Origin of the sequence: Amycolatopsis sp. NBC_00345 (genome assembly GCF_036116635.1) — a bacterium.
In the GTDB taxonomy this organism is placed as follows: Bacteria; Actinomycetota; Actinomycetes; order Mycobacteriales; family Pseudonocardiaceae; genus Amycolatopsis.
Map to the genome: position 1 here is coordinate 2,930,024 of NZ_CP107995.1, position 12,641 is coordinate 2,942,664.

15 protein-coding genes are annotated in these 12,641 nt (G+C 73.3%); 7 read left to right on the top strand and 8 right to left on the bottom strand.

Annotated elements, in window-relative coordinates; translation table 11 throughout:
• Nucleotides 1-66: 66 nt before the first annotated feature.
• The gene (locus tag OG943_RS13035; protein ID WP_328610004.1) at nt 67-921 is read left to right on the top strand and encodes an oxidoreductase; all 855 of its coding nucleotides are present in this window, start codon (nt 67-69) and stop codon (nt 919-921) included.
• 89 nt (nt 922-1,010) lie between these two features.
• On the opposite strand, the gene OG943_RS13040 is transcribed toward OG943_RS13035, so the two are convergent.
• Nucleotides 1,011-1,856 carry an oxidoreductase gene (locus tag OG943_RS13040; protein ID WP_328610005.1) on the bottom strand — a complete coding sequence of 282 codons (846 nt, stop codon included), beginning with the start codon at nt 1,854-1,856 and terminating at the stop codon, nt 1,011-1,013.
• 96 nt (nt 1,857-1,952) lie between these two features.
• On the opposite strand from OG943_RS13040, the gene OG943_RS13045 reads away from it, so the two are divergent.
• The 3 genes from OG943_RS13045 to OG943_RS13055 all read left to right on the top strand — a co-directional run bounded on the left by OG943_RS13045 (nt 1,953) and on the right by OG943_RS13055 (nt 4,483).
• Complete coding sequence (locus OG943_RS13045) at nt 1,953-2,855, top strand: LysR family transcriptional regulator (RefSeq protein WP_328610006.1); 903 nt, start codon at nt 1,953-1,955, stop codon at nt 2,853-2,855.
• A gap of 63 nt (nt 2,856-2,918) precedes the next feature.
• Complete coding sequence (locus tag OG943_RS13050; RefSeq protein ID WP_328610007.1) at nt 2,919-3,266, top strand: YciI family protein; 348 nt, start codon at nt 2,919-2,921, stop codon at nt 3,264-3,266.
• A 2-nt stretch (nt 3,267-3,268) separates the two neighbouring features.
• Nucleotides 3,269-4,483 (top strand): RNA polymerase sigma factor, encoded by a 1,215-nt coding sequence (locus OG943_RS13055; RefSeq protein ID WP_328610008.1) that lies wholly within the window; start codon nt 3,269-3,271, stop codon nt 4,481-4,483.
• A 22-nt stretch (nt 4,484-4,505) separates the two neighbouring features.
• Here OG943_RS13055 and OG943_RS13060 read toward each other — a convergent pair whose 3' ends face one another.
• Nucleotides 4,506-5,702 carry an amidohydrolase family protein gene (locus OG943_RS13060; RefSeq protein ID WP_328610009.1) on the bottom strand — a complete coding sequence of 399 codons (1,197 nt, stop codon included), beginning with the start codon at nt 5,700-5,702 and terminating at the stop codon, nt 4,506-4,508.
• Between the two features lie 82 nt (nt 5,703-5,784).
• On the opposite strand from OG943_RS13060, the gene OG943_RS13065 reads away from it, so the two are divergent.
• Both OG943_RS13065 and OG943_RS13070 read left to right on the top strand, forming a co-directional pair.
• The gene (locus OG943_RS13065; protein ID WP_328610010.1) at nt 5,785-6,399 is read left to right on the top strand and encodes a TetR/AcrR family transcriptional regulator; all 615 of its coding nucleotides are present in this window, start codon (nt 5,785-5,787) and stop codon (nt 6,397-6,399) included.
• A gap of 127 nt (nt 6,400-6,526) precedes the next feature.
• Nucleotides 6,527-7,606 carry a GDSL-type esterase/lipase family protein gene (locus OG943_RS13070; protein WP_328610011.1) on the top strand — a complete coding sequence of 360 codons (1,080 nt, stop codon included), beginning with the start codon at nt 6,527-6,529 and terminating at the stop codon, nt 7,604-7,606.
• Nucleotides 7,607-7,628: 22 nt separating this feature from the next.
• Here the strand turns inward: OG943_RS13070 and OG943_RS13075 are convergent, their stop codons facing one another.
• The 6 genes from OG943_RS13075 to OG943_RS13100 form a co-directional block, all read right to left on the bottom strand.
• The gene (locus OG943_RS13075; protein WP_328610012.1) at nt 7,629-7,928 is read right to left on the bottom strand and encodes a hypothetical protein; all 300 of its coding nucleotides are present in this window, start codon (nt 7,926-7,928) and stop codon (nt 7,629-7,631) included.
• Nucleotides 7,915-8,142 (bottom strand): hypothetical protein, encoded by a 228-nt coding sequence (locus OG943_RS13080; RefSeq protein ID WP_328610013.1) that lies wholly within the window; start codon nt 8,140-8,142, stop codon nt 7,915-7,917. Before OG943_RS13080 ends, OG943_RS13075 begins: the two co-directional genes overlap by 14 nt.
• Nucleotides 8,143-8,224: 82 nt before the next feature.
• Nucleotides 8,225-8,680 (bottom strand): Lrp/AsnC family transcriptional regulator, encoded by a 456-nt coding sequence (locus OG943_RS13085; RefSeq protein ID WP_091613539.1) that lies wholly within the window; start codon nt 8,678-8,680, stop codon nt 8,225-8,227.
• Nucleotides 8,677-9,819, bottom strand: coding sequence for a M24 family metallopeptidase (locus OG943_RS13090; protein WP_328610014.1), 1,143 nt, complete (start codon nt 9,817-9,819; stop codon nt 8,677-8,679). The genes OG943_RS13085 and OG943_RS13090 overlap by 4 nt, the downstream gene beginning before the upstream one ends.
• Before the next feature lie 36 nt (nt 9,820-9,855).
• Nucleotides 9,856-10,476 (bottom strand): CPBP family intramembrane glutamic endopeptidase, encoded by a 621-nt coding sequence (locus OG943_RS13095; RefSeq protein WP_328610015.1) that lies wholly within the window; start codon nt 10,474-10,476, stop codon nt 9,856-9,858.
• Nucleotides 10,473-11,369, bottom strand: coding sequence for an NAD(P)H-binding protein (locus tag OG943_RS13100; protein ID WP_328610016.1), 897 nt, complete (start codon nt 11,367-11,369; stop codon nt 10,473-10,475). Before OG943_RS13100 ends, OG943_RS13095 begins: the two co-directional genes overlap by 4 nt.
• Before the next feature lie 84 nt (nt 11,370-11,453).
• On the opposite strand from OG943_RS13100, the gene OG943_RS13105 reads away from it, so the two are divergent.
• The gene (locus OG943_RS13105; protein WP_328610017.1) at nt 11,454-12,575 is read left to right on the top strand and encodes a WYL domain-containing protein; all 1,122 of its coding nucleotides are present in this window, start codon (nt 11,454-11,456) and stop codon (nt 12,573-12,575) included.
• Nucleotides 12,576-12,641 lie beyond the last annotated feature (66 nt).

The window sequence follows — 12,641 nt, forward strand, 5'->3', positions numbered from 1 at the left end:
TGACCCTGGGAGAGCCACCCTCAAGGGGGCGTGGCACGTTCGCCGGCCCGCCGCTGTCATGGAGGCATGCCGAACGACAACGACAAAACGCAGGTATGGCTGATCACCGGATGCTCCAAGGGCCTGGGCCGCGCACTGGCGCTGCACGCCCTGGAGCGAGGTGACCGGGTGGCGGTCACGGCCCGGGACCGCGCGGCCGTGGCCGAGCTCGCCGCCGGGTACGGCGATCGCGCGCTGCCGCTGGCGCTGGATGTCACCGACCCCGGGTCGGTGACCGAGGCGGTCCAGGAGTGCGAGCGGGCCTTCGGACGCATCGACGTCCTGGTCAACAACGCCGGGTACGGCTACCTCGCCGCGATCGAAGAGGGCGAGGACACCGCTGTCCGCGCGCTGTACGACACCAATGTGCACGGCGTGGTGACGGTCCTCAAGGCCGTGCTGCCCGGTATGCGGGCGCGCCGCTCGGGGCGCGTCGTCAACATCTCCTCCTTCGGCGGCCTGGCCGCCTTCGCCGCGACCGGTTACTACCACGCCACGAAGTTCGCGTTGGAGGGCCTTTCCGAGTCACTGGCCGCGGAGCTCGCGCCGCTGGGGATCGCCGTGACGATCGCCGAGCCGGGTGGCCTGCGCACCCAGTGGGCGGGGGAATCCATGCAGCAGTCGCCGGTACGGCTGGACGACTACGAGCAGACCGCCGGCAAGCGCCGTGACTCCACGCTGGCCGTCTCCGGCAGCCAGCCCGGTGACCCGGCCCGCGCCGCCGCGGCCATCGCCGCGACCGTGGACGCCGAAGTACCACCGCTGCGTCTGCTCCTCGGTTCCGACGCGCTCGCCGGGGCCCGCGCCCGGCTGGAACGGCTGCGCGGCGAGATCGAGGCGAACGAGGCGCTGACCGTGAGCGTGGACCTGGTGCGGAAGTAAGCGGCGCGTTCGTCGTGCTGTTCAGCCCGCGCAGCTCACGGTCGTCGGCCCGATCGCCCCCGGCGCTGAGCAGCGCGGTGGTGCGTTCCTCATTCCCCCGAAAACGCGGTGGCGCGGCTGACGTCCTCCCACGCGGCGAGGTCCGCGGCGACGGCCTCGTGGTGGGCGCGGATCGACTCCACCGCGTCGGCGCCGAGGGCGAGCCGTAGTGGTGCGGCCGGGTCGCCGACCGCGCGGACGATCGCGGCGGCGGCCTTGGCCGGGTCGCCGGGCTGGGTGCCGTCCATGGTGTTGATGGCGGCGCGGGTGTCGCCGGTCGACGCGGCGTAGGCGTCGAGCACCCGGGAGCGGTGCATCGCGCCGCCGCCGAAGGACGTGCGGAAGGCGCCCGGCTCGACGATCAGCACCCGTACCCCGAACGGCGCGACCTCCGCCGCCAGCGACTCCGAGATGCCCTCCACCGCGAACTTCGCGGCGCAGTACGCGCCGAAGCCCGGCGGCGCGGTCTGCCCGCCCATGGAACTCATCTGCACGACCACGCCGCTCCCCTGCTCGCGCAGGTACGGCAGCACCGCCTTGGTGACCTCGACGGCGCCGAAGAACATCACGTCCATCAGTGCCCGCAGATCGGCGACGCTCAGCTCCTCGACGGCGCCGACCGAGCCGTGGCCGGCGTTGTTCACCACCACGTCGATACGGCCGAACTCGTCCAGAGCGGTCTTCACTGCGGCCTGTACCTGTGCGGAGTCGGTGACGTCCAGCGCCGCCGCGCGCAGCCGTCCCGCGCCGAGTTCGACCAGCTCGTCCAACGCCTCCGGGCGGCGCGCGGTCGCGAGCACCCGGTCGCCCGCCGCCAGCGCGGCGAGCGCCAGCTCACGGCCGAAGCCGGTCGAGCAGCCGGTGATCAGCCAGACGCGGCCGTCGGTGTCCGTCATGGGTTTCCCTCCAGATGTGGTTCCGGTAGCCGATCATGGCGGCGCTCGGCCGCCGTCGCCAACACCGGTTTTCTGGCGGGGCTACAGTCTGAGCCTGTGACCCCGGAGCTTCGGCAGTTGCGGTACTTCGTCGCCGTCGCCGACGAAACGAGCTTTACGCGCGCCGCGGCCGGGCTGCACATCGCGCAGCAGTCGCTTTCGCAGCAGATCACGGTCCTGGAGCGGATCCTCGGCGCGAAGCTGTTCGACCGCGACGGCCGGGGCGCGCGGCTCACGGCCGCCGGGGAGGTGTTCCTGCCCGAGGCCCGCGCCGTGCTGGACCGGGCCGACGAGGCGGTCGCGACGCTCGCGCGCGCCGTACGGGGCGAGATCGGCACGCTGCGGCTGGCTTTCCTGGCCTCCACGGCGAACTACCTGCTGCCACCGGTCGTCCGGGCGGCGCGCGAACGGCTCCCCGGGCTCACGCTCAGCACGGCGGAGGTGCCGATCGCGGAGCTCGTCGACGGCCTGCGCGCCGGCCGCTTCGACGCCGCCTTCACCCGTCCGCCACTGGTCGAAGACCTGACCGGACGGACGCTGATCACCGAGCAGGTGTGCGCGGTGCTGCCGGACGGGCACCCGCTCGCGGACCGGGCCGGGCTCACGCTGTCGGACCTCGCCGCCGAGCCGTGGGTGCTGACGCCGCGCGCGAGCTGGGAGCCGTGGCACCGCAAGTACGACGCCGACTTCGCGGCCGCCGGCTTCACCCCGCGGGTCGTGCAGCGCACCGCCACCGTGCAGGGGCTGCTCGGGCTGGTCGCCGCGGGGGTGGGCGTCACACGGCTGGCGCGCTCGGCCCACAGCCTGCGCCGCACCGGTGTGGTTTTCGTGCCGCTCGCCGGGGACTCCGCCCGCGCCGAAATGGTGTGGCGGCCCGGCCGCCGGTCGTCCGCGCTGGACGCCCTCGCCGACGTCGTGACCACGCTGGCCGCCACCACCGATCTCACCGGATCCGGCTGAGCGCTGTCGAAACGGCCGGGTCCCGTTCGTGTAAGGGGTGACCGCCGAGGAGAAGGAGTTCCCATGAAGCAGTACCTGCTGAGCGTCTACCAGCCCGACGGCCCCGTGCCCGCCGCCGAAGTCCTCGCCGGGATCGCCGGCCAGCTCGACGCGCTCAACGCGGAGCTGAAGGCCGCCGGCGCCTGGGTGTTCTCCGGTGGCCTGCACGCACCCGGCTCGGCCACCGTCGTCCGCGCGAAGGACGGCGACGTGCTGATGACCGACGGCCCGTTCGCCGAGGGCAAGGAACACCTGGGCGGGTTCACGATCGTCGCGGCGCCGGACCTCGACGCCGCGCTCGGCTGGGCGGGCCGGATGGCCGCGATCACCACCCTGCCGGTGGAGGTCCGGCCGTTCCAGGGCGAGGCCTGAGCGTGTCCACTGTGGACGCCGAGACGCTGGATCGGGTGTTCCGGGCCGAATACGGCCGCACGGTCGCCGTGCTGACCCGGGTACTCGGCGATCTCGACCTCGCCGAGGAGGCGGTGCAGGAGGCGTTCACCGTGGCCGCGGACCGCTGGCCGTCCGCCGGGCTCCCGCCGAGCCCGGCGGGCTGGCTGGTGATCACGGCGCGGAACCGGGCGCTCGACCGGCTGCGCCGCGAGTCCTCCCGCGACGACCGGCACGCGCAGGCCGCGCTGCTGCACGCCCGCGACGAACCCGTCGAGGAGGGACCCGTGCGTGACGAGCGGCTGCGCCTGATCTTCACCTGCTGCCACCCCGCGCTGGGCACCGCGGCGCGCATCGCGCTGACCTTGAGGCTGCTCGGCGGGCTCACCACCGGGGAGATCGCGCGCGCGTTCCTCGTGCCGGAAACGACGATGGCACAACGGCTGGTGCGCGCCAAGGCGAAGATCCGCGACGCGCGCATCCCGTACCGGGTGCCCCGCGACGCCGATCTGCCGGACCGGCTGACCGCCGTGCTCGCCGTCGTCTACCTGATCTTCACCGAGGGCCACACCGCGGGCGCGGGCCCGGCGCTGGACCGGCCGGACCTGGCGGCGGAGGCGATCCGGCTCAGCCGGCTGCTGGCCGGGCTGATGCCGGACGAGCCGGAGGTGCTCGGCCTGCTCGCACTGATGCTGCTGGCCGAGTCCCGCCGCCCCGCGCGCACGGGCCCGGACGGCGCCGTCGTGCTGCTCGCCGCCCAGGACCGCACCCGCTGGGACGCCGCGCTGATCGCCGAGGGGCAGGACCTGGTCCGCCGGTGCCTGCGCCGCGACCGGCCGGGCCCGTACCAGCTGCAGGCCGCGATCAACGCCGTGCACAGCGACGCCCCGGCCGTCGCGGACACCGACTGGGGCCAGATCGTGCAGCTCTACGACCACCTGCTCGCCCTCACCCCGACGCCGGTGGTCGCGCTCAACCGGGCGGTGGCCGTCGCGGAGGTCGACGGCCCGGGCCCGGCGCTGGCCCTGGTCGACGCCCTCGACCTCCGCGGCTACCACCTGTTCCACGCCATCCGCGCCGACCTGCTCGCCCGGCTGGGACACCCCGCCGAGGCCGCGGCCGCCTACGCCGAGGCGATCGAACTCAGCGGGAACGATGCCGAGCGGGAACTGCTGGAACGCAAGCGTGCCGTGCTTTAAGGGCCAGCGGTAAGGGAAGGGGTCAAACGGCGGTGGTGTCGGCGGTCAGGCGGTGCCCCCGGCGCCACACCGCGCGGGTGTTCAGCGTCGCGGAGAGCTGTGAGGTCGGGTCACCGTCCACGAGCACCAGGTCCGCCGTGGCGCCGGGCTCGATCCGCCCGCGGTCGGTGAGGCCGAACCGGTCAGCGGTGCGCCGTGTTGCCGCGGTGAGCGCTTCGATCGGGCTCAGCCCGCCGGCCTCGAGCAGGCGCAGCTCGTCGTGCAGGCTGGCGCCGTGCGCGAGGCCCGGGGCGCCGAGGTGAGCCGCGTCGGTACCGGCCAGGATCTCGACACCGGCGGCGTGGAGCAGCCCGACCGAGCGCAGGGCATTGGACAGGCTGGCATTCCAGCCGAACTCGTGCCCCAGGTTGTCGCGCCACGCCGAGTCCAGGCGGGAGGCCACGCGCAGGTCGGCGGCCAGGCGTGGGCCGGCGCCGTCGGAGGCGCCGGAGGCAGTGACGGCCAGGGTGGTGATGACGAACATGCCCTGTTCGCGCATCCGGGCGATCAGGTCGTCGCTGACGACCTCGTCGTAGTGCAGGTGGGTCACGCCGTCCGCGCCCGCTTCGACCGCCGCCCGGGTCGCCTTGGCGCTGAGCGCGTGGACCAGGGCCATCACCCCGCGCTTGTGCGCCGCCTCGACCACCGCGGCGACGACCTCGGGCGGTACGAGAGGCAGCGACGTGCCGAACGCGCCGCCGTCCTCGACCATGATCTTGATGTAGTCCGCGCCCTCGGACAGCCGCCCGTCAACGAAATCGGCCGCCTCGCCAGGGACGGTGGCGGTGGGCCACACCGGGTCGTTCAGGCCGCGCCGCAGCTGGTGGGGATGCCCGTCGGGGTGGGCGAGGCCCCATGAGGCGGTGCGGACGTCGGCCAGGTCGAACTCGGTCTGCACCTTCTTCCGCAGCGGGTCCATCACCTCCGGCACCGACATCATGTCCAGCTCGGTGGTCACGCCGAAGCGCAGGGCCGTGCGCAGACCGTCCTCGTCGGTGTGGGTGTGGGCGTCGATCAGGCCCGGCAGCAGGGTCCCGCCCTCGCCGTCGACCTCCTCCACCCCCGCGGGGACCTCGTGGCCGACAGCGGTGATCGTCCCGTCCTCGACGACGACCACCGACGCATCGGCCAGGTGCGTCCCGGTGAAGACCCGGGTATTCGTAACCGCGAACCGGCTCATGACTCCTCCTCGACTCAGCCAACAGAATGTATCGCACGGTACAGAAACTCTGTACTGTAGGGTACAGAACAGGGAGGACGCCATGGGACACACACCGACCACCGCGCGCGGTCGCGCGACCCGGGGGCGCATCCTCGATGCGGCCGCGGACCTCATCCAGCGGCACGGCGTCGCGGCGGTGACGCTGGACGATGTCGAACGCGCCGCCGGGGTCGGCCGCAGCCAGCTCTACCACTACTTCGACGACCGGGACGACCTCGTCCGCTCCGTCGTTCATTCCACCGTGGACACGGTGCTGGCCGCGCAGGAACCGCTGCTCCTGGACGTCGATTCGCTGGCCGGCATCAACCGCTGGTTCGACGCGATCGTGGCGAACGGGACGCGGCAGGACGCGGTCGGCGGCTGCGCGATCGGCTCATTGGCCGCCCAGCTCAGCGGCCAGGACGACCTCACCCGGGAGGCGTTCGTGGACGCGTTCGCGCGCTGGGAGGCCCCGGTCATCGCGGGTCTGCGGCGGATGCAGGAGTCGGGCGAGCTGCTCCCGGACGTGGACGTGACGGAACTGGCCGACCTCACCATGGCCGCGATCCAGGGCGGGCTCCTGCTGGCCCAGATCCGCCGTACACCGGACCAGCTCCGCCTCGCCCTGCGCGGCGCGCGGGCGGCGTTGGAGGACGCGCTCACTCCCCCGCCGTGAACGGTTCTCAGTGGCCGTCAAGGACTCCTTGCCTACCCTCAAGGTAGGCAAGGAGTCCTTGACGGCGTTCCCTTGCCAACCCGTCGACGCGGAAGCCGGTGCCGCCGCTCGCTAGACTCGGGCGGCGATGCGACGATTCAGGTGGTGGTGGGGGGCACTGGTCCTCGTCTGCGTGGCCGTGCTGGCGGGGTTCTTCCTTTTCTTCGGTGCCGCGAGCCGGTCCGGGCAGCCGTTGCCGCGGCAGGGGCCGCCGGGCACGGGCCCGCTGACCGTGGTCGCTTTCGGTGACAGCACGGTGTCCGGCGAGGGCGCGGGCAGCTACACCGCGGACACCGACGGCCGGGGCGGCGACTGGTGCCACCGCTCGGCGGACGCGTTTGTGCAGAAGGTGCGGATCCCCGGCGTCACCGCGCGGGTGAACCTCGCGTGCTCCGGGGCGCCGGCCGGGCAGGTCGCGCTGGGCGACGTGCGGCAGTGGGGCGAGCCGTCGCAGGCGCAGCAGCTGGCGAACGTCGTGAAGGACCACCGGGTGGCGGCCGTGGTGATCGCCGTGGGCGCGAACGACGACCCGCAGTTCTCCGCGCAGGTGACCAACTGCTTCAAGGCGTGGTTCAGCCTCGGCGGCCCGTCGTGCAACGTGGCGCTGCAGCAGACCTGGAAGTCCAAAGTGGACGCGATGGTGCCGAAGGTGGTCAACGCCGTCGGTGACGTGAAGAAGGTGCTGGCGCAGGCGGGCTACGTGCCGGCGGACTACCAGCTGGTGCTGCAGTCGTACGCCACCCCGGTCGGCCCGGGCATCCCGGCGAGCCTGCAGAGCCTCGACGGCTGCCCGTTCCGCACCGACGACCTGAGCTGGATCGCGAGCACGGGCATCACGACGCTTTCGGCGGGCCTCAAGCAGGCCTCCGTCCAGAGCGGCGCGCGGTTCCTGGACCTGGCGCGCGCGGGCGCGAACCACGAAGCGTGCAGCGGCGGCGCGAACCCGGCCAAGGAGTGGTTCACCCGGCTGACGCTGCACCTGAGCGACCTCGGGCAGACCGACCGCGCGCAGCACGCGCTGCAGGAATCCTTCCACCCCAACGCCGCGGGCCACGCCGCGATCGCCGACTGCCTCACCGAGTTCCTCGCCGTGCGCGAAGGCAACGCCGCCTGTCTGAGCGGCCAGGACGGCAAGCTCCACGCGGTCCCGGAGACCACCGCCCGCTGACCGGAGCCGGCACGCGCGGCGGTCAGAGGTCGAGGGCCGCGCGGAGGGCGACGTCGATGTTCTCCTGCACTTCGCCGTCGATCTCGGCGATGCGCTCGTGGAACCAGGGGCGGTACAGGCGCGTGAGGTTGAGCGTCGAGACCCAGTAACGGGCGTCCACGGCGACGCCGAGGATGTCCTGGGGGTCGCGGTCGAGCAGTTCGGTGCCGAGCAGCCAGGGCCGCTCGGATTCGTTCACCCCGTCCGAGGACAGCAGGACCACGGTGCGGGCCCTGGCCGGATCGGTCGGGGGGTGGTACGTCCAGACTTCACCCCTGCGCACGCATGTCCTTTTCCGCCGCGCTCCGCTCGGCCTCGTCCGACTCCGCGGCCGGCGCGACGGGCGCCTGCTGCGGGGTGTAACCCGTGCGTACCGCCTCACGCCTGGCTGCCTTGGACAGCCAGGAGGAGACCGAAATCCCGTGTGCCTTCGCGGCCCGCTCGGCGAACTCGAGCGCCCCGCTGTCGAGGGAAAGTGTCACCTTACGTGTTGCCATACCTTTTATCGTACCAGTGACCGCACCAAGACTCGTGAGTGTTCATGACGGTTAGAACCGTCATGAACACTCACGAGTGTCTTCAGAGCGTCGGCGACCGGCCCTCGAACGGCGTCGAGAGCACCACCGTGGTCCGCGTCGAGACCTTCGCCGCCTCACGGATGCGGCGCAGCAGGTCCTCCAGGCCGAGCGGCGACGCGACCCGCACGAGCAGGATGTAGGACTCGTCGCCGGCGACCGAGTAGCAGGACTCGATCTCGGTGATGTGCTGGATCCGCTGCGGGTAGTCGTCGGGGGCGGCGGGGTCGTTGGGCGTCAGCGAGATCAGCGCGGTGAGCGGCAGGCCGATCTGCTCGCCGTCGAGCCGCGCGGTGTAGCCGAGGATGACCCCGCGCTGCTCGAGGCGCCGGACGCGCTGGTGCACGGCCGAAACCGACAGCCCCACCCGCTCGGCCAGGTCGGTGAAGCTGCGCCGCCCGTCGGCGGCCAGCTCCTGCACGATCGACTGGTCGAGCGGCTCCAGCCCGGGCACGGTCATGCGTCCAGCACGACTAGCTCGTGCGGCCGGGTGTTGAAGGACTCGACGCCGTTCTCGGTGACGACCACGATGTCCTCGATCCGGGCGCCCCAGCGGCCCGCCTGGTAGATGCCGGGCTCGACGCTGAAGGCCATGCCCGCCTCGAGCGGCAGCTGGTTGCCGGCGATGATGTAGGGCTCCTCGTGCACGTCGAGGCCGATGCCGTGGCCGGTGCGGTGGATGAAGAACTCGCCGAACCCGGCGGCGTCGATCACCTCGCGGGCGGCGGCGTCGATCCGCTCGGCGGTGACGCCGGGGCGCACCGCGTCGACCGCGGCCTGCTGCGCGCGCTGCAGCACCGCGTAGGTCTCGGCGACGTCGGCGTCGCGCGGCTCGCCGACGGAGTAGGTGCGGGTGCTGTCGGAGTTGTAGCCCTCGGGCAGCGGGCCGCCGATGTCGACGACCACGACGTCGCCGCGCTGGATCACGCGGTCGGAGACGTCGTGGTGCGGGCTGGCGCCGTTCGGGCCGGAGCCGACGATGACGAAGTCGGCGTGGCTGTGGCCCTCCTCGACGATGGCGGCGGTGATGTCCGCGCCCACCTCGGCCTCGGTGCGGCCCGCGCGGAGCCACTCGCCGACGCGCGCGTGCACGCGGTCGATGGCGGCGCCGGCGGCGCGCAGGGCGGCGATCTCGGCGGCGTCCTTGCGCATCCGCAGCTCGCGGACGACCGGGCCGGCGAGGGTCTGCTCGGCGTCGCCGAGGGCCGCTCGCAGGGCGAGCACGTGCAGGGCCGGGGTGAAGTCGCTGACGGCGACGCGGCCGGGCTTGCCGAGCCGGTCGGCCACCAGCCGGTACGGGTCGTCGCCGTCGACCCAGGTGAGCACCTCGATGCCGAGGTCGGCGGTGGGCACGTCGGCGTAGCCGGGGGCTTCGAGCTTGGGCACGACCAGCGCCGGGGCGCCGTCGGCGGGCACCACGAGGGTCGTCAGCCGCTCGAACGAGCCGCCCGCCTGGCCGAGCAGGTACCGCAGGTCGGAACCGGGGGCGATGAGCAGGGCGTCGGTGTCCGCCTTCGCGGCCGCGGCGGCGGCGCGGTCGAGGCGGGCGCGGAGCGCGCCGGTGTCGGGGGCAGGCGTGTGGAGGGATCGGCTCGACATGCGATGGAGCCTAGTACCGGCGCCCGCGGTGGTCCGTCACCCGGGCGGGACCGGAGTTTCGAACAGCGGCGGGAGGTACCGGAGCATCAGCGCGGACCACACGACGTGGGTCAGCAGCGGTGCCTGGACGCCGCCGGTCGCGCGCCGCTGGAGCCCGAACACCGTGCCCATCACGATCGAGGCGAGCACCAGCGCGGGGTTGCGGGTGGCGACCGTGGACAGCGCGTACACGGCTGTCGAGGTCACGACCGAGGTGCCGGGCTCCTGCAGGACGCCGCGGAAGAAGACCTCCTCGGCCGCGCCGGTCGCGAGGGTGGTCGCGAACACCGCCGGCCCGGAGCCGCGGTGGGCGTAGGCGAGGACGCCGCTGATCGCGCGGGACAGCACCGGGATCCGGCGGGCGACCAGCGCCGTGGCGTAGAACCCGCCGAACGCGCCCACTCCGATCAGCACCGGGGTCACGACGGGGTGGCGGGACCGGCCGCGCGGTGGCGGCCCGGCGGCCAGCCCGCCCGCGAGCCAGGTGGCGGCGACGGCGTTGGTGAGGACGTAGAAGCGGCCGGAACCGGGCCGGGTGGACAGCGACAGGCCGAGCAGTCCGGTGCCCGCGGCCGTGACGGCGGTGAGCAGGCCGCGCCGCCGTCGTGACGCCGTCAAGCCGCCCGCCGTTCGCGGGCCCGCTCGCCGAGCGCTTCCAGCGCCGCGGTGTCGTAGTCCATCGGCTCGAACGGGACCACCTTCCGGATGCTGTCGTCGCGGACCACGACCTCGTTCGCCATCGAGTCGATCAGGGTGCGGCCGGTGGTGACGTCGACGTCGGTGATCAGCGACAGCCAGTACGACGAGAGCCGCGGGCTGAGCAGCGGCACCGGCACGATCAGCGGGCTGCGGCCCTCCAGCCGCGCGAGGCGGCGCAGCATGTCCACGTACGCGAGCTGTTCGGTGCCGCCGATGTCGAACGTGCGTCCCTCGGCCTCAGCGGGTTCGAGGACGCCGAGGAGGTAGCGGACCACGTCGGCGATCGCGATCGGCTGGGTGCGGGTGGCGGCCCAGCGCGGGGTGACCATGGCCGGCAGGTGCTCGACGAGCTGGCGGGTGATCTCCCAGGAGATGCCGCCGTGGCCGACGACGATGCCGGCCCGCAGCACCGTGACGGGCACGCCCGTGGAACCGAGCAGGTGCTCCACCAGCCGTCGGCTGCGCAGGTGGGCGGACAGGTCGTCGGCGTCGTCGCCAAGACCGCCGAGGTAGACGATCCGGCCCACGCCCGTGTCCTTGGCGGCGAGGGCGAAGGCCCGGGCGTGCGCGGCGTCCTGGCGTTCGAAGTCGACGGTGTCGAGGGAGTGGATCAGGTAGTAGGCGGCGTCCGTTCCGTCCAGCGCGGCGCGCAGTGAGTCCGGTTCGGACACGTCGCCACGGACGGCGGTGCCCGCGCCCGTGTAGCGCTCGGGCTTTCGGGTCATCGCGCGGACTTCGTGGCCGGCCTCGGCGAGTGCGGGCGCGAGCCTGCTCCCGACGAAGCCGGACGCGCCGGTCACGAGCACCTTCACGGCTGTTCCCCCGTCGTCGATCGTCCCACTCCCCCACACGAATACCCGAAACCGCGACGCGACAACCGGCTAGCGTCGGGACCCGTGAACCGGACCGACCGTCTCTACGCGCTCGTCGAGGAACTGCGGGCCGTCGCTCCCCTGCCGCGCAGCGCCCGGTGGCTGGCGCGGCACTTCGAGGTGAGCAGCCGCACGGTCGAGCGCGACCTCGCGGCGTTGCAGCAATCCGGCGTGCCGATCTACGCCGAACCCGGCCGCAGCGGCGGGTACGTGCTCGACCGCGACCGGACCCTGCCGCCGCTGGCCATCACCCCGGCGGAGGCGACCGCGCTCGCCGTCGGGCTGCATGCGCTGGCCGGCACGCCGTTCGCCGACGACGCGCGGGGCGCGTTGCAGAAGGTGCTCGCCGTGCTGCCTGAAGCGGCTCGCGCCGAGACCGCGCGAGAAGCCGGGCGGATCCGGATGCTGGCGCCCGCCGCGCCGCCGCTGTCCCGTCGGCTGCGGGAGGCGCTGGGCACCGGCCGGGTGCTGCGGCTCGGCTACGCCGACCGGGCGGGCGTGACCAGCGAACGGGTGGTGGAGCCGCTGGGGTTCTTCGGCGGCGACCACTGGTACCTGGTGGCGTGGTGCCGCCTGCGCGACGGCGTGCGCGGCTTCCGGCTGGACCGCGTCACCTCCGTCGTGGTGCTCGACGAGCCGGTGCCGGACCGGCGCGTGGACCTCGACGAGGTGGGCGCGGCCGGGGCGGAGCTGATCGGCCTGGACGTGATCGTGAACACAGACGCCGGCGGTGTCGCGGTAGGCCCGGAAAGTGGTCGCCGACCCGGAAGCCCACGGAAAGGAACGACCATGCACCTCGGCGACAAGTGGACCGCGCTGTGGAACGGCGAGCTGGAGCTCGCGCAGGAGATCATCGACCCGGACTTCCGCATCCGGTTCGGCTCGGGCCCCGGCGCCGACGGGCTGCGCGGGCCGGAGGACTTCACCGCGTACCTCAAGGACTTTCACGACGCCCGCCCCGGGCTGGCGTTCGAGCTGGAGATCCCCCCGCTGGAGGCCGGCCCCGAGGTGGTGCTGCGGTGGCGGGTGACCTTCGACGACGTGCCGGAGGGGCGCAGCGGCATCGACCAGCTCACCGTCGTCGACGGGCGGGTCACCCGGGCGTGGTCGGTGACCGCGGCGCGCACGTTCACCCCGATGGGCTAACGCAGGGCGGCACTGACGTCCGGTACGCGGAGCGTGCGACGGTCCGGCACCCGGCATGGCAGGCTG